18 protein-coding genes are annotated in these 17,816 nt (G+C 68.6%); 10 read left to right on the top strand and 8 right to left on the bottom strand.

What is annotated here, in order from left to right:
• Positions 1–48 precede the first annotated feature (48 nt).
• On the top strand, positions 49–1,059 hold the full coding sequence (locus NC7_RS24405; protein WP_236573681.1) for a saccharopine dehydrogenase family protein: 1,011 nt from the start codon (positions 49–51) through the stop codon (positions 1,057–1,059).
• On the opposite strand, the gene NC7_RS24400 is transcribed toward NC7_RS24405, so the two are convergent.
• Positions 1,056–2,591: an FAD-binding protein gene (locus tag NC7_RS24400; protein ID WP_067987076.1), complete on the bottom strand. Its 1,536-nt coding sequence runs from the start codon at positions 2,589–2,591 to the stop codon at positions 1,056–1,058. The genes NC7_RS24405 and NC7_RS24400 overlap by 4 nt on opposite strands.
• 197 nt (positions 2,592–2,788) lie before the next feature.
• On the opposite strand from NC7_RS24400, the gene NC7_RS24395 reads away from it, so the two are divergent.
• Entirely contained in the window at positions 2,789–4,414 is a 1,626-nt protein-coding gene (locus tag NC7_RS24395; RefSeq protein ID WP_067987073.1) for a flavin-containing monooxygenase, read from the top strand.
• A 49-nt stretch (positions 4,415–4,463) separates the two neighbouring features.
• Here NC7_RS24395 and NC7_RS24390 read toward each other — a convergent pair whose 3' ends face one another.
• The gene (locus NC7_RS24390) at positions 4,464–4,970 is read right to left on the bottom strand and encodes a flavin reductase family protein (protein WP_067987071.1); all 507 of its coding nucleotides are present in this window, start codon (positions 4,968–4,970) and stop codon (positions 4,464–4,466) included.
• A 168-nt stretch (positions 4,971–5,138) separates the two neighbouring features.
• Here NC7_RS24390 and NC7_RS24385 point away from each other — a divergent pair, with 168 nt between their 5' ends.
• Positions 5,139–5,765, top strand: a complete 627-nt coding sequence (locus NC7_RS24385) for a PadR family transcriptional regulator (protein WP_307613838.1) — start codon at positions 5,139–5,141, stop codon at positions 5,763–5,765.
• 257 nt (positions 5,766–6,022) lie between these two features.
• Here the strand turns inward: NC7_RS24385 and NC7_RS24380 are convergent, their stop codons facing one another.
• Positions 6,023–6,985 carry an alpha/beta hydrolase gene (locus tag NC7_RS24380; protein WP_373861272.1) on the bottom strand — a complete coding sequence of 321 codons (963 nt, stop codon included), beginning with the start codon at positions 6,983–6,985 and terminating at the stop codon, positions 6,023–6,025.
• A gap of 141 nt (positions 6,986–7,126) precedes the next feature.
• Here NC7_RS24380 and NC7_RS24375 point away from each other — a divergent pair, with 141 nt between their 5' ends.
• Together NC7_RS24375 and NC7_RS24370 are read left to right on the top strand one after the other, a co-directional pair.
• On the top strand, positions 7,127–7,474 hold the full coding sequence (locus NC7_RS24375) for a hypothetical protein (protein ID WP_067987067.1): 348 nt from the start codon (positions 7,127–7,129) through the stop codon (positions 7,472–7,474).
• Positions 7,467–8,087, top strand: a complete 621-nt coding sequence (locus NC7_RS24370) for a Dabb family protein (RefSeq protein WP_067987065.1) — start codon at positions 7,467–7,469, stop codon at positions 8,085–8,087. The genes NC7_RS24375 and NC7_RS24370 overlap by 8 nt, the downstream gene beginning before the upstream one ends.
• 104 nt (positions 8,088–8,191) lie before the next feature.
• Here NC7_RS24370 and NC7_RS24365 read toward each other — a convergent pair whose 3' ends face one another.
• From NC7_RS24365 to NC7_RS24350, 4 genes are all read right to left on the bottom strand, one after another.
• Entirely contained in the window at positions 8,192–9,046 is an 855-nt protein-coding gene (locus NC7_RS24365) for an IclR family transcriptional regulator (RefSeq protein ID WP_067987063.1), read from the bottom strand.
• A gap of 180 nt (positions 9,047–9,226) precedes the next feature.
• On the bottom strand, positions 9,227–10,132 hold the full coding sequence (bphC, locus tag NC7_RS24360) for a biphenyl-2,3-diol 1,2-dioxygenase (RefSeq protein WP_067987062.1): 906 nt from the start codon (positions 10,130–10,132) through the stop codon (positions 9,227–9,229).
• Positions 10,133–10,158: 26 nt separating this feature from the next.
• Positions 10,159–11,337 carry an acyl-CoA dehydrogenase family protein gene (locus tag NC7_RS24355; RefSeq protein WP_067987060.1) on the bottom strand — a complete coding sequence of 393 codons (1,179 nt, stop codon included), beginning with the start codon at positions 11,335–11,337 and terminating at the stop codon, positions 10,159–10,161.
• Positions 11,338–11,367: 30 nt separating this feature from the next.
• Complete coding sequence (locus NC7_RS24350) at positions 11,368–12,543, bottom strand: 3-ketosteroid-9-alpha-monooxygenase, oxygenase component (RefSeq protein WP_167352457.1); 1,176 nt, start codon at positions 12,541–12,543, stop codon at positions 11,368–11,370.
• Positions 12,544–12,742: 199 nt separating this feature from the next.
• Between NC7_RS24350 and NC7_RS29750 the strand changes: the two genes are divergently transcribed.
• From NC7_RS29750 to map, 3 genes are all read left to right on the top strand, one after another.
• Positions 12,743–13,354 carry a hotdog family protein gene (locus NC7_RS29750; protein ID WP_174550264.1) on the top strand — a complete coding sequence of 204 codons (612 nt, stop codon included), beginning with the start codon at positions 12,743–12,745 and terminating at the stop codon, positions 13,352–13,354.
• A gap of 90 nt (positions 13,355–13,444) precedes the next feature.
• A complete protein-coding gene (locus tag NC7_RS24340) occupies positions 13,445–14,254 on the top strand; it encodes a mycofactocin-coupled SDR family oxidoreductase (RefSeq protein WP_067987056.1) in 810 nt (269 codons plus the stop codon).
• Between the two features lie 60 nt (positions 14,255–14,314).
• Positions 14,315–15,082 (top strand): type I methionyl aminopeptidase, encoded by a 768-nt coding sequence (map, locus tag NC7_RS24335; RefSeq protein WP_067987054.1) that lies wholly within the window; start codon positions 14,315–14,317, stop codon positions 15,080–15,082.
• Positions 15,083–15,233: 151 nt separating this feature from the next.
• Here map and NC7_RS24330 read toward each other — a convergent pair whose 3' ends face one another.
• Positions 15,234–15,953 (bottom strand): DUF8817 family protein, encoded by a 720-nt coding sequence (locus tag NC7_RS24330; RefSeq protein WP_067987052.1) that lies wholly within the window; start codon positions 15,951–15,953, stop codon positions 15,234–15,236.
• Positions 15,954–16,019: 66 nt separating this feature from the next.
• Between NC7_RS24330 and NC7_RS24325 the strand changes: the two genes are divergently transcribed.
• Both NC7_RS24325 and NC7_RS24320 read left to right on the top strand, forming a co-directional pair.
• Entirely contained in the window at positions 16,020–16,400 is a 381-nt protein-coding gene (locus NC7_RS24325) for a PPOX class F420-dependent oxidoreductase (RefSeq protein ID WP_067987050.1), read from the top strand.
• A 63-nt stretch (positions 16,401–16,463) separates the two neighbouring features.
• The gene (locus NC7_RS24320; protein WP_067987048.1) at positions 16,464–17,750 is read left to right on the top strand and encodes an acetyl-CoA C-acyltransferase; all 1,287 of its coding nucleotides are present in this window, start codon (positions 16,464–16,466) and stop codon (positions 17,748–17,750) included.
• Positions 17,751–17,816: the final 66 nt, after the last annotated feature.

The raw sequence follows: 17,816 nt of genomic DNA, 5'->3' as shown, positions 1-17,816 counted from the left end.
ACAAAGTGTAAGTTACAAAATGTAGCTTGATTGATCGAAGGAGAAGACGTGACGCGACAGGCGACATCGGTACTGATCATGGGTGGCTCGGGGCAGGCGGGCGCGGGGACGGCGGCGCTGCTGCGCCGGTGGTATCCGGAACTCGAACTCACGATCGCGGGCCGTGACATCGAACGCGCGCGGCGGGTCGCCGAGAGCCTCGGTGGCGCGAACGCGGTCACCATCGACATCACTCGCGCCGACCTCGGTCTGCCCGCCGACGTCGCGTATTCCGCGGTCATCGCGGCACTGTGGGACGACCATCTGCACGGGCTGGGCTTCGCCGCGCGCCACGGCGTGCCCTATCTGAGCCTGTCCAGCGGTCTGCTCGACATCGCTCCGGAGGTCGTGGCGGGCAGTGGGCGGGCGAGTGCGGCGCCGATCCTGCTGGCCAGTCACTATCTCGCCGGGATCGTCGTGCTCGCCACCCTCGCTGTCGCGGCGGAGTTCGATCGGGTCGAACGCATCGGAATCGCTGCGGCACTGGATGATTCCGATATCGGGGGACCGGCGGGCATCGCGGATCTGGAGCGCTGGTCGGCAGTCACCACCGCGGGACTGATCCGCCGCGACGGCGTGTTCACCTGGGTGAGCGGCGACGACGCCCGCGCCGACGTACGGGTCGGTGACGGGGTGGTGCTCGCCGGGCAGAGCATTCCGATTCTGGACGTGCCGAGTCTCGCGCTGGCCACGGGCGCGCCGAACGTCCGGTTCGACCTGGCGGTCGGCGAGTCCGCGGGCCGACGGCGCGGCGCGGGAGCGTCCCTCGAGGTCGTCATCGACGTCGAGGGAACCGACTTCTCGGGCGCCGCTGCGCGAGTGCGTCGCACACTCGCGCATCCGGACGGGCAGCGTCCGCTGACCGCGCTTGGGATCGCCCTCGGGGTCGAACGGTTGCTCGGGCTCCGCGGTGCGGCCGTGCCACCGGGTGTCCACCTGCCCGAGGCACTGATCGACCCCGCCTACGCCCTCGAACGGATGGCACACAGTGGCGCCACCTTCGAGGAGACCGCGGCCTAACTGCCCAGCATGTCCAGGACGGCGAGGTGGCTGAACAGCATCGACGCACCGATCGGGTTGCCGCCGCCGGGGTACACCTCGCCGCTCACCGCGGCCATGGTGTTGCCCGCGGCATACAGGCCGGGGATCGGTCGCCCGGCGCGGTCGAGCACGCGCGCGGCGCTGTCGGTGCGCAGGCCGCCCTTGGTGCCGAGATCGGAGATGCCGAAGGCGGCCGCGTGGAACGGGCCCTTGTCGATACGAACCAGCGGTGGTTCGCCGTTGGAGAAGGCGCGGTCGTAAACCTCGTCGCCGCGGCCGAAGTCCGGGTCGACGCCGGTGGCGACCATGCTGTTGAACCGTTCGACGGTGGCCTCGAGCTTGTCGGCGGGCACTCCGATCTTCGCGGCCAGTTCGGCCAGCGTGTCGGCGGTGTGCCACAGGCCCGCGGCGACGTACTTCTCGGTCTCGACCATGGATACGTTGGTGGCCTTGATCGGCGGCACCTCGCCTTCGGTGTCGTCGTAGATCATCCAGAACGGCACCGTCATCTCGCCAGATTCGAGTCGCCGGATCACGTCGCGGCCGAGCCGGTCGTAGGGAGCGGACTCGTTGACGAACCGTTCGCCGTTCCGATCGACGAAGATGCCGCCGGTGAACCACAGCGCGAACGCCGAACGCCCATCGGGGTGGGTCAGACCGGGCGACCACCAGGCCTGATCCATCAGGTCGGTGTCGGCGCCCGCGGCGATCCCCGCCTGGTGCGCCAGTCCCTGATTTCCCCAGGGGCCCATGGTGTCTCGTGCGGAACCGGGCACACCGTACTGCTCGCGCAACTGCTGGTTCTGCTCGAAACCGCCTGCCGCGAGCACCACGCCCCGGCGAGCGCGGATGGCGTGACGCTGCCCGTCGCGCTCGACGATCGCGCCGGTCACCACCCCGTCCTCGACCACCAGCTCGACCAGCGGCGCGGACAGGTGCAACGTGACGTTCGGATAGGCCGACAGCGCCCGCAGGAACCGCCCGATCAACGCTTGTCCGCCGATCAGCAGGTCGGGCAGCGGTGCCCCGAGCCGGTCGGTGTCGAGCGGCCCACGCAGGGATTCCCGCAGATCGCCCAGCTCGGCGGCGGGCAGCGGTGTCGGCATGATGTGGCGCCGACCGTCGAGCCGCGCCTTGGGCGCCTTGCCGAAATAGTCGGGCCAGGGCAGCATCTGGAACGCGAAATGCTCGTCGGCTTCCAGGTATTCGATGAGGTCGCGGCCGCGCCGCACGTAGGTCTGTTGCAGGTCGGCCGGGGTGCGGTCACCGACGACGGCACGGTAGTAGGTGAGCGCGTCGTCGAGGGTGTCGTCGGTGCCCGCCCGCTCGAGGACGGGGTTGCAGGGAAACCAGACGCCGCCGCCACCGGAATACGCTGTCGTGCCGCCGAACTTGTCGGTCGCCTCGACCACCGCGACGGTGAGCCCCTCGCGGGCCGCGGTGTACGCACCCGCGAGGCCGCCGCCGGAGCCCGCGACCAGCACGTCCACCTCGTCGTTCCAGTCCACCACTGTTCCTCCTGATACCGCCTCGACTCGTCCCCGACGGTATGCCGGGGTGCGGCCGGTGTGATGGGGGTCATCCCGATCACCGGGAGGCGACAACGATCCGGCGAACGTGCCGGTCAGCGGGAAGACCACCTGCTCGGACGCCACGTGGATCTCTACCGTCGCGGCGGAGAACCGGTCTCCATCGAAAGGTAGGCACAGTGAAGACCCCATCGTCACCAGGGAAGGGTCTCGCCGAGGTCGACGTGGTCGTCGTCGGCGCGGGCATCGCCGGGCTCTACGCCCTGCACAAGTTCCGCGAACAAGGACTCACCGTCCGGGTGTTCGAGGCCGCCGATGGTGTGGGCGGCGTCTGGTACTGGAACCGCTATCCGGGTGCCCGCTGCGATGTCGAGAGCGTCGACTACTCGTACTCCTTCGACGAGGACCTGCAGCAGGAATGGAACTGGAGCGAGAAGTACGCCACCCAGCCCGAGATCCTGGCCTACCTCGACCACGTCGCCGACCGCTTCGACCTGCGCCGCGACATCGAATTCGGTACGCGCGTCACCGATATCGTGCTCGACGAGCCGACGCTGCGCTGGCAGGTCGGCACCGACACCGGGCGCGCGGTGTCGGCCCGGTTCGTGGTGCTGGCCACCGGCCCGCTGTCGAACGCCAACACCCCGGCCATCCCGGGCCTCGACACCTTCGCGGGTCGGGTACTGCACACCTCGCACTGGCCGCACCAGGGCGTGGATCTGGCCGGTCAGCGGGTGGGTGTGATCGGCACGGGTTCCTCCGGGATCCAGACGATTCCGTGTCTGGCCGAGGAGGTCGCGCGCCTGCACGTCTTCCAGCGCACGCCCAATTACAGTGTCCCGGCGGGTAATACGCCGCTCACCGAACAACAGCGGCAGGCGCAGAAGGCGAACTACGCCGAGCGTAGGCGGCTGTCGATGGCCAGTGGCGGCGGCTCACCGCACCAGCCGCACCCGAAGCTCGCGGTCGAGGCGACCGAACAGGAACGTCGCGAGGCGTATCAGCGCCGGTGGGAACTGGGTGGGGTGCTGTTCTCCAAGACCTTCCCCGATCAGCTCCTCACCCGCGAGGCCAACGACACCGCGCGGCTGTTCTGGGAGCAGAAGGTGCGCGCGGTGATCGACGACCCGCGCGTGGCCGACATCCTGATCCCGCGCGATCACCCGATCGGCACCAAACGGATCTGCACCGACACGAACTACTACCAGACCTTCAACCGCGCCAACGTCGGCCTCGTCGACCTGCGCGCCACCCCGATCACCCATATCGATGCCGAGGGCGTGCACACGAGCGAGACCCATCACCGCCTCGACACCCTCGTCCTCGCCACCGGGTTCGACGCCATGACCGGCTCGGTCTCGCGGATGAACATCGTCGGCCGGGGCGGAGCCTCCCTCAACGAGACCTGGGCGGAAGGGCCCAAAACCTATCTGGGCCTGGGTATCTCGGGATTCCCGAACCTGTTCAATCTCACCGGTCCCGGCAGTCCTTCGGTACTGGCGAACATGGTGCTGCATTCGGAACTGCATGTCGACTGGGTGGCCGAGGCGATGCGGTTCCTCGACGACCGGGGCGCGGTGGCGCTGGAGGCCCGGCCCGACGCGGTCGCCGGTTGGGTGCGCGAGTGCGCCGATCGGGCAGCGGGAACGCTGATGCTCGAGGCGAATTCGTGGTACCTCGGCGCCAACATCGAGGGCAAGCCCCGGGTATTCATGCCGTTCGTCGGCGGTTTCGGCGTGTACGGACAGATCATCGCCGAGGTGGCGGCCGCGGACTACAAGGGCTTCGACGTTCTCGAGGCGTGATCCGCCCGGTACGGGGTGGTCGGCGGCGGACGACCACCCCGTTGCCGGGTCAGCTGGCGAATCCGCCGAAACCGCCCCGGTAGTACAGCAGTGGGCGCGCGCCCTCGGCGGCCCGCAGACCACTGATCCGGGCGAGCACGACGGTGTGGTCGCCCGCATCGTGCTCGAGCTCCACCGACGCCTCGATGTGGGCGAGCGCCCCGTGCAGCGCGGGCGCGCCGTTGCCCGCCGGACTCCACTCGACACCGGCGAACTTGTCGCCGCCGCTCATCGCGAATCGGCCGCACACTGCCCGCTGATCCTCGGCCAGGATGTTGATGCACAGCGTCCCGGTGCGCCGCAGCAGCGGCCAGCTCGTCGAGCTCTTGGCCGGACAGAACGACACATACGGCGGATCCAGCGACACCGACACCACCGACTGACAGGTGAAACCGAGCGGGCGGGTGCCGTCGTGCGCGGCGATCACCGCCACCCCGGTCGCGAAGTGCCCGAGTACCGCGCGCAGTTCGGCCGGGCTGGGGACACCTGTGTCGACGACGACATTGTCTGCGTTCATACCCTCAGAATCGGGGCACGGCGGTGCGGCTCTCAAGATGTCCTCCCGGTGAGCGGTTGCCGACACAGCCGAGGTGAGCGGCCCGGTTGCTACCATGCACCGGTGCCGACCACCGACCCCGACCCCGGCGTGCCCAACCTGCCGCCGACCAGTTGGGCGGTACTGGCGATGCTCTCGTTCGAAGAGGAGATCTCCGGCTACGACCTGAAGAAGTGGGCCGATTGGAGCCTGCGCTACTTCTACTGGACCCCGTCCTACAGCCAGATCTACGCGGAACTGAAGAAGCTCGAACAGCACGGTTTCGCCTCCTCCCGGCTCGACAGCGACAACGCCATGCGCGGGCGCAGGTTGTACCAGATCACCGACGCGGGCCGTGCCGCCGTCACCACCTGGTGGAACGAGGCGCCCGTCGATCCCTCGGTGCTCAAACACCATGTGCTGCTGCGCGTCATGTTCGGCCACCTCGGTTCGCCCGACCGGCTCAAGCAGATCCTGCGCGACCACATCGCCGACGTCGACCAACTCGAGCAGCGCGCCGCCGTCGACGCCGAGGCCGCCAAATCCGAACCGGGCTGGGCCTATTCGCAGATCGTGCTGCAATGGGCCCAGCGTCACTATGCCGCCGAACGCGAACTCGCCCAGCAGCTGATCGACGAGATCGACCAGGCCGCGACGATCCTGGCCGGTGCCGAACACGACGATCGCGCGGAGTACCCACATCCCACGCCGGGGCGCTGGCGGGAGATCGAGCAGCGGGTGCAGGCGGCGGGTGGGCACCCGGACGCGCCCGCATAGGTCGTCGACCACAGGCCTCCGAAAGTCCCGGAGGTTGGCGAGGAGCGGGCGCGTCGTTCACACCCTCACCCGCCGTGGCGACGAGCCATCGACCGTTCACACGCTCCCGCCAACACGCGCGCCACACGGGGCAGGGGATTCCAGACCATCTCCGAATCCTGGCTCGAGCTCAGTCGATTGCAGACACCAGGCCCGTTCGACCTGTAGTGGAAGGGCTGCCACCGACATCGGGTCGGCGTTGAGCGTCTCGTCTGGACCTAGTCGAGGTTGAGGACGTTGCGGATCATCGACCAGATCTCCGTGCGGGCAGTTTGGGTCGCGGCGAGGGTGGGGATGGTCAGGAAGCCGTGGAACAGGCCGTCGTAGCGGCGGTGGCGGACGGGTACGCCGTCGGCGGCGAGGCGGGCGGCGTAGGCGTCTCCCGCCGAGCAGGGGGGATCGAGTTCGGCCGTCACCACCAGCGCAGGCGGGAGGTCCGCGAGGGTGTCGGCGCGGGTGGGGATCAGGCGGACGTCGTCGGTGCCGTGGGGTGCGTACTGCCGCCAGTACCAGCGCATCGCGCGGGTGGTGTTGTAGTGGCCGGTGCCGAAGCGGCGGTAGGACTCGGTGTCGAAGTCGTCGTCGATGACGGGATAGAGCAGGATCTGGGCGGCCACCGGCGGACCGCTGCCGTCACGCAGGGCGATCGCGACGGTCGCGGCGAGGTTGCCGCCCGCGCTGTCACCGGCCACCGCGATGCGCGCGGGGTCGCCGCCGTGTGCGCCGATGTGGTCGGCGGCCCAGGCCACAGCGGCGAGCATGTCCTCGTGGGCGGCGGGGCCGGGATGTTCCGGGGCGAGGCGGTAGTCGATCGCGACGATCACCGCGCCGACACCCATCGCCATCGAGCGGCAGAACTCGTCGTGGCTGTCGAGATCGCAGAACACGAAACCGCCGCCGTGCGCGAACACGATCACCGGTCGGGGTGGCGCGTCGTCGTGGGGCCGGTACACGCGCAGCGTCAACGCACCGCCCGGTCCGTCGATGACCACGTCGCGGACCGAGGCGAGTTCGGGAAGTCGCGGTGGCACACCACGTCTCGACCGGGTCGCGGCGCGGGCGTCGGTGGCCGACATCGCGGCCACGTCGGGAAATCCCGCGTCGAGGGCGGTCAGCATCGCCGCCACCTCGGGGTCCGGCACGGCACCCGGGCCGGTAGTCGGGTAGTCGCGGATCGTCACTGGTCCTCCTGTGCGTGCGCCGACGCGGCTCGCCGGTCGTGCGCCTCACCGTAGGGCCGATGCCGCGCGGGTCGGACCCGGTTCTCCCGCTGGGCGGACACAACCCACCGGCCTGCCGCAACGGCTGCCTATCGTCGGCGAATGGACACCACGAACGTCTATGTCATCGACACCGTCGTCACGAAACCCGGCCGGGCGAAGGAATTCGTCGACACCTACCTGAGCGGGTACGCACCGGGTGCGCGGGCCCGAGGCATGACCTTGGAACGGCTGGTCGTGAGCCCGCCCGTCTGGTTCCCCGACGAGTCCAACACGGTGACCGCCACCTGGGTCCTCGACGGCGCCGCGGGGTGGTGGGCGATGACCTGGCAGGGCCGACTCGACGAATCCGTGCGGCACTGGTGGGGCGGCGTCGATGATCTGGTCCTCGAACGCACCCGAACCACCGGCGCCGCACCTGCCGACATCGACAGGCTCGGCGATGTCTGACGTCGTCCGGCTGCTGCACCTGACGCCCACCGCCGACACCGACCGGGTGCTCGCGGAGCTTCGTGCGACAGCGCTCGCCTCACCGGCTCGCCGCGTCCTCGTCCAGCCGACCCTGCCCGGTGTGCGCAACGGCGGAGACATCCTGGTGCACTTGCGTTTCGACGACGCGACCGCCTGGAACACCGTCGCGTCGCAGTGGGAGTCCGCGGTCCCCGGCATCGCCCGTGTGGACGGCGCCGAGTATGGAGCCGGTGTCGGAGGTACCGAACCGCCGACCGGATCGGTGTATCGCGTGCTGCTGCTTCGTGTCTCACCCGACGCCGCAGCGGAGACGACCGATCGGTTCGAAGCCGATCTGCTCCGCATGCCGCGCTACATCTCGACCATTCGGTCCTGGCGGCTGAGCCGGACCACGCGCGCGCTCGGCTCCGCGCCGTGGACTCATGTCTGGGAACAGGAGTTCACCGACCTCGACGGACTCGACGGCCCCTACCTCATGCACCCGGTCCACTGGGCTCACGTGGACCGCTGGTTCGACCCCGAACATCCGGAAGTCATCGTGCGCGACCGCATCTGCCACAGCTTTTGTCTCAACGAACCGTTGCGGGGGTGAGCGCGTACACCCCCGCGAGGATCCGCGCGACAAAGTGAGCCCGCGCTTCTCGGCGGGATCCACCACGCCGCTGCTTCGGCGGGATCGCGTGCGTCCGCAGGCTCTCAGGCGTAGTCGCGTGCTCGCCGGTCCACCGGGGCGAGCGGTCGTGGCCCGACATTGAGCGGTCGCGCGTGCTGTTGCAGGGTCGGGCGCACGCGCACCTGCCCGTCGTCGACGTGACGCCAGATGTTGAGCGCGGTCGTGCGTACCGGGGCGCTGAGGCGATGGTCGAACAGCATCCGATCCACCGGGCCGCAGACCGAGACCGCGGCCACGGCGGCCTGGCCGAGGTCGCCGATCGGGGCGGCGATGCAGCCGAAACCGGGCAGTGATTCCTCGCGTTCCACGGCGACGCCGTGCGCGCGCACCTTGGCCAACTCCGCGTCGAGTTGGGCCCTGGAGTTGATCGAGTAGCGGGTTCGTGAACCCTGGGTGGTGAGGATTTCCGCGAGGCGGCGCTCGGCGGCGGAGGCGAGGATCGCCTTGCCGACCGCCGTACAGTGCGCGGGCCGTCGGCCGCCGACCCGGGTGGGCACGGCTGCGGCCAGGTCGCCGCCCACCTTGTCCAGGTACACCACGTCCGACCCGTCGAGCACCGCGAGATGGACGACGAAACCGGTGGCGCGGTGCAGTTCGTGCAGGAACGGCATGGCGGCGCGATGCAGCCGATCTTGGTGCACCGCAAGCGAACCCAGCTCCATCAATCGGATGCCGAGCTCGTAGTCGCGGCCCTCCCGGCGTAGCCAGCGCAACTGGACCAGCCGCTCGAGCATGCGGTGTGCCGAGGACCGGGGTAGGCCGGTACGGCGCACGATCTGGGCGAGGGTGAGCCGACCCGGGCCGTCGAAGGCGTCGAGCAGCAGGGACGCGCGATCGAGGATCGCGCTCGGGGTGTTGGTCTCGGCCTGGATGACCATGAGCTCTCCATTCGGATCTCCGAGCTGATGCCCAGTCACATATTTCGATTAGGCATATGCCTATTTATATCATCTGCTGTGGTCGCTGTCACAGGGATCGGACGATCGCATCGCGACAGACCGACGGCCCCCGGTCCGAGCTGAGCTCGGGCCGGGGGCCGTGGTGAAGGGCGTGCCGGACTACATCGCCGCGAGCGGCTCGCTGCCGGACCAGTCGTGGCCCCAGTAGCTGTCGGCGGTGATCTCCTCGGCGGTGTAGTACCGCTCGTCGACCCGCATTCCTTCGGTGCCGAACTCGATGTCCCACCCGCCGGGGGCGCGCACGTAGAACGACACCATCTTGTCGTTGGTGTGCCTGCCAAGCGTCGAGGACACCGAGAAGCCGTCCTTGCTCACCCGGTCCAGGGCCTGGCCGACCGCGTCCAGACTGTCGACCTCGACCATGATGTGGATCAGGCCCGGCGCTCCGCCGTGCGGCGCGGGGCACAATGCCAGGCTGTGGTGGCGCTCGTTGACGCCGAGGAACCGGATCCGCACCGGTCCGTACTCCGGCGGGGCGGGGATGCGGAACGCACCGCGCGGCAGGAAGCCGAGCACCTCGGTGTAGAACTCGAACGCACCGCCCAGGTCCATGGTCGGCAGCACCACGTGGCCCAGGCCCTGCGCGCCGGTGACGAACTTCGCGCCGAACGGGGTGACCACCGGGCTGTGGTCGAGCAGGGCGCCGTGGAACACCTCGACGGTGGTGCCGGTGGGGTCCTGGAAGGTGATGACCTCCTCCACGCGCCGCGCGTCGGCCTCTTCGACCGACAGCGGCTTCACCGCGACACCCGCCGCCGTCACGGCCTCCTGTACCCGGACGAGCGCCGCGTGGTCGCGCACCTCCCAGCCGACGGTCACCACGGCGTCGGACTCGCCCGGCACGATCACCATCCGGGCGGCGCGCTCGTCCATGCGCAGGTACAGCGCGCTCTCATCGGGGCCGCTGCCCTTGGCGAAGCCGAGGACATCGAAGGCGAAGGTGCGCCAGCGGTCCATATCGGCGGTCTGGATCTTGACGTAGCCGAGGCTCTTGACATCTGTCATTTCCGTTGTCCTTGTTCGGTAGTCGCTCAGATCATCGAGCGCAGGTTCGGGGCCGGGTCGAGGCCGAGCGAACTCAGCGCCGAGGCGTGATACACCGTGCTCGGCACGTGGATGGCGTGGTTGAGCCCGGCGTGCGCGTCGCGCCAGAAGCGCTGCAACGGCTTGTCCATGCGCAGCGCGTTACCGCCGGAGCGGGCGAAGATCTGGTCCACGGCCATCACCGCCCGCCACGCCGCCCGCACCTGGGTACGCCTGCCCGCCGCGCGATCGGCGAAGCCGACCTCCGCACCCGCCTCGACCATGCCCCACACGCGGTCGACATTGGCCAGCAGCTCCTGACGGGCGGCGTTGATGTCGGCCGCGGCCTCGCCGATGGCGAACAGCACATACGGGTCGTCCTTCACGGCAGTGCCCTGGGCGCCGACCCGTTCACGCTGGTAGTCCAGGTGTGCGGCCAGCGCGCCCTCGGCGATGCCGACCACGGCGGCGCTGATGCCCAGCGGGAACATCGTCGACCACGGCATCTTGTAGAGCGTCTCGGTGACGCCGTACTCGCGCTGCGCGGTCCCGTCGATCACGTGGTCGCCGTTCATCACCCGGTAGGACGGGACGAAGGCATCCTTGACGATGATGTCCTTGGAGCCGGTTCCCTCGAGCCCCACCACATTCCACGAATCCTCGACGATGGTGTAGTCCGAGCGCGGCAGGATCATGTGCAGCATCGTCGGCGGCGTCGCCATCTTGCCCTCGGCGTCACCGAGCATGGCGCCGAGGAAGATCCAGTCGCAATGATCGGTGCCCGAACTGAACTGCCAGCGGCCGTTGAAGACGTAGCCGCCCTCGACCGGTCGCGCGATGCCCGTCGGGGCGTAGGGCGAGGCCATCCAGGTGTCACTGTCGGAGCCCCACACCTCCTCCTGCACCTTCGGATCGGCGAAGGCCAGCTGCCACGGGTGCACGCCGACGATGCCGCAGATCCAACCGGTGGCCGGGTCGAGCGAGGCGGCGGCCATCACCGTCTCGGCGAATTCGCGCGGATGGGCCTCGAACCCGCCGTACTTCTTGGGCTGTAGCAACCGGATCGGACCGGCCGCCTTCAGCATCTTCGCGGTGGCGTCGGGCAGTTGGCCGAGGCGTTCGGCCTCGGGGCCCTGATCGCGCAGGCGGTCGGCGATCGCCATGATGTTGTCGAGCACGTTGGTCATGGGTGGTGCTTTCTCTGAGGGTGGGGCGGATCAGGCGGTGGTGTCGACGACCCGGCCGCGGGCGATGTTGTCGGCCACCTCGGCCTCCCAGCTGGTGACGGCCCGTTCGGTGTCGATCTCGAATTCGAAGCGCTTGGTCATGTCGTCGGTGACCTCGTCGACGTCGACGTAGAACTGCTTGTACCAGCGGCGCAGCTGGTAGACCGGCCCGTCCTCCTCCGAGAGCAGCGGATTGTCGATGGGCGCCTTGTTCTTCCAGATCTCGACGTCCTGCTCGAAGCCGACCTCGACACCGCGCGCGAACTGCGCGGCCATCGCCTCGGCGTCGGCATCGGACATGCCCTGCGGCTTCTTCACCATCGCGCCGTACTGCAGCACGAAGGAGTTATCGGAGACGGGGTAGTGGCAGTTGATGAGGACCGTCTCGATCGTCATGCCGTTGGCCTCGCTCCACAGCCAGTCGATCATGTAGGAAGGGCCGAAATACGAAGCGTCCGAACGCAAGGTCGAGTTCGGATCGTCGTAACTGGTGCCGACCTCGATATCGTGGCGCGGGGTGGAGCGCATGTACTGGGTGGCGACGTGGCCCTCGAAGACATTCTTGAAATAGCGCGGGAACGCGTAGTGCACGTAGAAGAAGTGCGCCATGTCGACGACGTTGTCGACGATCTCACGACAGTGTGAGCCTTCGATGAGCATCGAGTTCCACGTCCAGTCTGTCCATTCCGGGCTGCCGTAGCCCTCGATCTCGGGAATGGTCACCGCGTCGGTGGGCAAACTGGCCTGCGGGTCGTGCCAGATGTAGAGCTGGCCGTTGCGTTCCAGCGTCGGCCAGGAGCGGGTCTTGGCCAGCGGGGGAACCCGGCGCGCGTACGGGATCGCCGTGCACTTGCCGTTGCCGCCCCAGCGCCAGTCGTGGAAGGGGCAGGCGATCGAGTCGCCCTTGATGGTGCCGTGGGCGAGGTTGCCGCCCATGTGCCTGCAGAAGCCGTCGAGCACGTGCAGTGCGCCGTCGGTCTCGGACTGGAACACCACAAGGGTGGTGCCGAAAGCCTTGACCTCGTGGGGCACACCGTCGCGGAACGACGAGAGCAGACCGAGGCAGTGCCAGCCGCGGGCGAAGCGGGTGGGCGCGGCAGCGGCCTCGATCTCCCGGAATTCGGGTGTGGCGGACTGGGTTCGGCCGTTCGGCGGGTTCTCCGGCATCGAAACCTCCATGTTCGGGCGGAGTGGGGATGAGCTGCGCCGATGGTGTGCCCGCGCGGGGTAGGCGGTGACGGGGCCGTCCCGGTCAGTGGACATGTTTTCCGGTCGGGGTCGCGATGTCCCGGTCAGCGGGAGAGGAACCGGTCACAACATCGACGGCCGCCTAGCTTTACCGACCAGCAGGACGAGAGGAGCGGACGTGAGTGAGCACGCGGGCAGGGCGGTAGCCATCGATCTGGACAGCGAGGCCATCCGGCTGTTCGCGGCCCGGGCCCTGTCGCGGGACCCGGCCTACCGGCTCGCCGAACGCCCCGTGGTCCCGCCCACGTTCCTGCCCGCCGGTGAGCGCCTCACCGGCGGACGCACCGAGACCGACCACCGGTTCTTCGGGCCGCCGCCGCGCGCCGGGGACCGCTTGACCGCCATCCGCGCCATCGATCGCCGCGATCCGGACGGCTCCGAATCGCTGGTGCGGTATTTCGACCGCACCGGCGGACTGGTCGCCGAGTCGTGGTCGGCCGCGACCGAAACCGCTGTCGCCGAAGACATCTCGCCGCGCTCGGCGGCACTGCTCGCCGCCTATGCCACCGACTGGCTCGGCGCCGAGAACATCCGCCGCTTTCGCACGCGCGTGCTGCGCGCCCTGCCGTCGGGCGACACCGTCACCTGCTCGGGCCACGTCACCCAGCACTACGTCCAGGACGGTGAGCCGCGCGTCGACGTCACGCTCGCCGGTGCCGACGCCGCGGGGGAGATCGTCGTCCGGGCGTGGGCGAGCTTCGCCCACGATCACGCGGCCCGGCACGGCTAGGACGCCGTCGGAAATCCGGTTTCGTACCGCACGGCACGTTCTGCGGTGGTGAAGTGTTCATGAAGGACGACGAGGTTCGGAGGTAGGAACGTGGCACGACGGTTCGAGGACAAGGTGGTCTTCGTGACGGGCGCGGCGCGCGGGCAGGGCAGGGCGGAGGCGGTGCGGTTCGCCGAGGAAGGCGCCGACGTGATCGCCGTCGACGCCTGCGCGGAATTCGGCAGCACCGGGTACGCGGGAGCGACCGAGGACGATCTGGCCGAGACGGTGAAGCTCGTCGAGGCGGCCGGTGGCCGGATCGTCGCGAGCAAGGTCGACGTGCGCGATTTCGACGCACTCTCGGCGGCGCTCGCCTCGGGGATCGAGGAACTCGGCAGGCTCGACGTGGTGGTCGCCAACGCGGGCATCTGCTCGGCGGCGCTGTCGTGGGAGATCACGCCCGAACAGTGGCGCGAGACCATCGACGTGAACCTCACCGGGGTGTGGCACACCGCGAAAGCCGCTGTGCCCCACCTGATCGCCCAGGGCAGCGGTGGTGCGATGGTGTTCACCAGTTCGGTGGCCGGACTCAAGGGTATGCCGTTCGTCGGCCACTACGCGGCGAGCAAACATGCCATCACCGGACTCGCCAAGACCATGGCCAACGAGCTCGGTGGCTACGGCATCCGGGTGAACACCGTGCATCCGGCGGGCGTGGCCACCGGTATGCAGATGGGTGAGATGGGCCCGCTGCTCGAGCAGCACGCGAGCACCCTCGGACCCATCTTCATGAACGCGCTGCCGAGCTACATCTGTCAGCCCGAGGAGATCGCGGCGGCGGTGGCGTGGTTGTGCTCGGACGAGGCGGGTCAGGTGACGGGCGCGCAGATCCCGATCGATATGGGCAACCTCAACCGCTGAGCTTGGTATTTTTATACCGGCACGGCTAGTGTCGGTATGAAAATACCGAGTGGAGGCGTGATGGTGGAGTTGAAGACTCCCGAGGAGATCGAACGAATGCGGGTGACCGGCCGGTTCGTCGCGGACGTGCTGGCCGGAGTGCGCGAACGGGCGCTGGTCGGGGTGAATCTGCTCGAGCTGGAAGCCTATGTGCGCGAACAAATTCGCGAGCGTGGTGCGGTGTCGTGTTACTGGGACTACGCGCCCTCGTTCGGACGCGGGCCGTTCCGCAACACGGTCTGTCTTGCCGTCAACGACGCTGTCCTGCACGGACTTCCGCACGACTACGTACTGCGCGACGGCGATCTGCTCACCGCGGACCTGGCCGTCACCATCGACGGCTGGAGTGCGGATTCGGCGATCTCGTTCACCGTCGGTACCGGCTCGGCCGATGATCAGCGGCTGGTGCGGGCCACCGAGGAGGCCCTGGCGGCCGGGATCGCGGCCGCGCGGCCCGGTAACCGGCTGGGCGACATCTCGGTTGCCATCGCGAACGTCGCTCGCGGATACGGATATCCGATCAATACCGAATACGGCGGGCACGGCATCGGGCGAACCATGCACGAGGACCCGCATGTGGCCAACAACGGCCGCGCCGGTCGCGGCTTCCTGCTACGGCCCGGACTCACCCTCGCCATCGAACCCTGGTTCGCGGCAGGCACCGACAAGGTCTACACCGATGCCGACGGGTGGACCATTCGCTCGGCCGACGGGTCGCGTTGCGCGCACAGTGAGCACACGATCGCCGTGACCGCCGACGGTCCGAGTGTCCTCACCTCACGAAACTGATCGGTATCTCTCTCGAATGGCCGCCCACTCATGGTCGCCGCGACCGGCATCACCGCCGCCACCGCATCGAAAGCCGCGATCGCGCACCGTGTTTCCGGTGTCGGGAAGCACGGCGAACAGCATCTTGCTCCCACCCTGCGCAGGTGGCAACCTACTGGTCGGCCCCGTGCGGTGCGGGGCGAAGTCCGGCGACGGTGGTGTCGGTCACCAGGGCGGCACGTTCCGCGGGAGTGAGAGCCACGCTGTTCAACGCGGATTGCCACTGGGTGATGCGTTCGGAATCGCCTGCGGCGACGGCGAGTTCGGTCAGGGCGGCGTATGCGCGAGCCAGGTCGGTCGTGGCCGCGGTTGCGCCGAAACGGCGTAGACCGGTTTCCAGGGCGCGGGTGGCGGCGCGGTCGTCGTTCTTGAAATCCCGGAGGATGCGGGCATTGTCGAGCACGCGGGCCAGGCCTTCGAGGTCGCGGGAACCACCGTATTCGAGGGACTCCGGTTCGTCACGCTGGATCACCAGCACCGTGTTGCCGACCGGATCGACCAGCGTGAACCGTGACTGGCCCGGTCGGAAACGGGTGATCCTCGGACAACCCTTCGCCGGGACCTTGCCGTAGGTGGTGCGCAGGGCGGCGGTGAACGTCGCGTGCCGGTCGGCAACATCATCGACCAGCAGCAGCGCCGCCACGCGTTCGAGTGGCAGCTCGACTCCGCCGGGGGCCGGGGAGAAATGCAATGCGGTCCCGTGCCCCTCGACCACCCCGTACGCATAGGGTCGGGTCTGTTCGTGGGTCACGGTCCAGCCCAGCGTCCGATAGAACTCCAGGGTGGCTCCGAGGTCGCCGCTCCACAACATCGGCACTGCGATATCACTCATGAATTCGAGCCTACGAACCTTTCCGCCGCCCCGCCCTAGTTGTTTTCGCACCGCTAGGCTCGGGGTATGACGAACCGCCTCGGCGAGGTTGCGACCGCGAACTATGTTCTGCTCACCACTTTCCGCAAGGACGGCACACCGGTCGGTACCCCGGTGTGGGCCGTGTCGCGTGCGGACAAGCTGTACGTCTGGACGGTGACCGACAGTTGGAAGGTCAAGCGCATTCGCCGCAATGCCGAGGTGACGGTGCAGCCGTGCGATGCGCGGGGTAAGACGCACGGGGCGGTGATCTCGGGAACCGCGCGCGTACTGGACGGTGCCGAGACCGAGCAGGTGCGTTCGCTGCTGCGCCGCAAGTACCGGCTCACCGGTCCGCTGGTGATCTTCTTCAGCAACCTGCGCCGGGGCAAGGACGGCACCATCGGCCTCGAGATCACGCCCGCCTGAACCGAAACGGTACCCAGTACCGCTGGTATCGGATACCGTGGGGGTTCAGACGAAAGGACCCCCATGGCCGAGAACCGCCGCGCTGTCGTGATCGCGGGTGCCCGCACCCCGTTCGTCCGCGCGTTCACCGACCTGACCCGGCTCGACAGCATCGCCCTGGCCGGTGCGGCGGTGCGTGGTCTGCTCGGGCGCACCGGTATCGCGTCCGCCGAGATCCAGTCCATCGTGTGGGGCGGAGTGATCCTGCCGAGCCACGCGCCGAACATCGCGCGCGAGGTGGCCTTGGACCTGAACCTGGACTTCGGATGTGAGGGGTACACCGTCACCCGGGCCTGCGCGTCGGGTCTACAGGCCGTCACCTCGGCGGCCGCGGCGATCGAACGCGGCGAATACGACGTCATGATCGCGGGCGGCAGCGACTCCACCAGCAATGCCGAGATCAAGCTGCCGCAGAAGGTGGTGCACGCGGTGGCGCCGGTCGCACTCGGGAAGCCGTCGGCCAAGGACTACCTCGACGTGGTGCGTCAGCTCGCGCCGTTCACCGACGTCCTGCCGCGTCAGCCCAAGATCTCCGAGCGGACCACCGGTGAGGTGATGGGTGAGTCGGCCGAGAAGATGGCGAAGATCAACGGGATCTCCCGCGCCGACCAGGACGCCTTCGCCGCCCGCTCCCACCACCGCGCCGCCGCCGCCATCGCCTCGGGCCGGTTCGCCGACGAGGTCGTGCCGATCGAGACACCGTCGGGCACGCGGATCGACACCGACGGCCTGGTGCGGGCGAATACGAGCGTGGCGAAGCTGGCCACCCTGAAACCGGTCTTCGCCGAGAACGGCACCGTCACCGCGGGCAATGCCAGCCCCCTCACCGATGGTGCGTCAGCCGTGCTGTTGATGAGCGAGGAGAAGGCCCGGGCTCTGGGCCTCACCCCGCTGGCGGCGTTCCGTTCGTGGAGCTACGTCAGCGTCGACCCCGCGGATCAGGTGCTCATCGGCCCCGCGATCTCCATGCCGCGTGCGCTCGACAAGGCAGGGATGTCGCTGGCCGACATCGACCTCGTCGACATCCACGAAGCCTTCGCCGCACAAACCCTGTCGGTGCTCCGCATGCTGGAGAGCGCCGAGTGGGCCAAAACCCGGCTCGATCGCGACGAAGCGGTCGGCACGGTGGACATCGACTCGCTGAACGTGCACGGCGGTTCCATCTCGCTGGGGCACCCGTTCGGTGCGACCGGGGCACGCATGGTGACGACGATGGCGAACGAACTGTCCCGAACCGGCAAAGAGACAGCGCTGCTGGGCATTTGCGCGGCAGGTGGAATCGGCGCGTCGGCAGTACTGGAGCAGGTGTGAGCTAAGTCGACCCGGGACCGGGCCCACCGGTCGCTGTGTCCCCCCGCAGTCCGCCATGACCGCATT

The sequence above is a fragment of the Nocardia caishijiensis NBRC 108228 genome (assembly GCF_001612825.1).
GTDB lineage: Bacteria > Actinomycetota > Actinomycetes > Mycobacteriales > Mycobacteriaceae > Nocardia > Nocardia caishijiensis.
Note: the sequence above shows the minus strand (reverse complement) of the source record. Positions and strands in the feature narration are given on the sequence as shown.

Bases quoted from the DNA above. Each gene is read 5' to 3' on its own strand.
- NC7_RS24390 (WP_067987071.1), bottom strand. From the start codon at position 4,970: ATGAACGCAGACAATGTCGTCGTCGACACAGGTGTCCCCAGCCCGGCC.
- NC7_RS24385 (WP_307613838.1), top strand. From the start codon at position 5,139: ATGCTCTCGTTCGAAGAGGAGATCTCCGGCTACGACCTGAAGAAGTGG.
- NC7_RS24375 (WP_067987067.1), top strand. From the start codon at position 7,127: ATGGACACCACGAACGTCTATGTCATCGACACCGTCGTCACGAAACCC.
- NC7_RS24370 (WP_067987065.1), top strand. From the start codon at position 7,467: ATGTCTGACGTCGTCCGGCTGCTGCACCTGACGCCCACCGCCGACACC.
- NC7_RS24365 (WP_067987063.1), bottom strand. From the start codon at position 9,046: ATGGTCATCCAGGCCGAGACCAACACCCCGAGCGCGATCCTCGATCGC.
- bphC (WP_067987062.1), bottom strand. From the start codon at position 10,132: ATGACAGATGTCAAGAGCCTCGGCTACGTCAAGATCCAGACCGCCGAT.
- NC7_RS24355 (WP_067987060.1), bottom strand. From the start codon at position 11,337: ATGACCAACGTGCTCGACAACATCATGGCGATCGCCGACCGCCTGCGC.
- NC7_RS24350 (WP_167352457.1), bottom strand. From the start codon at position 12,543: ATGCCGGAGAACCCGCCGAACGGCCGAACCCAGTCCGCCACACCCGAA.
- map (WP_067987054.1), top strand. From the start codon at position 14,315: ATGGTGGAGTTGAAGACTCCCGAGGAGATCGAACGAATGCGGGTGACC.
- NC7_RS24330 (WP_067987052.1), bottom strand. From the start codon at position 15,953: ATGAGTGATATCGCAGTGCCGATGTTGTGGAGCGGCGACCTCGGAGCC.
- NC7_RS24325 (WP_067987050.1), top strand. From the start codon at position 16,020: ATGACGAACCGCCTCGGCGAGGTTGCGACCGCGAACTATGTTCTGCTC.
- NC7_RS24320 (WP_067987048.1), top strand. From the start codon at position 16,464: ATGGCCGAGAACCGCCGCGCTGTCGTGATCGCGGGTGCCCGCACCCCG.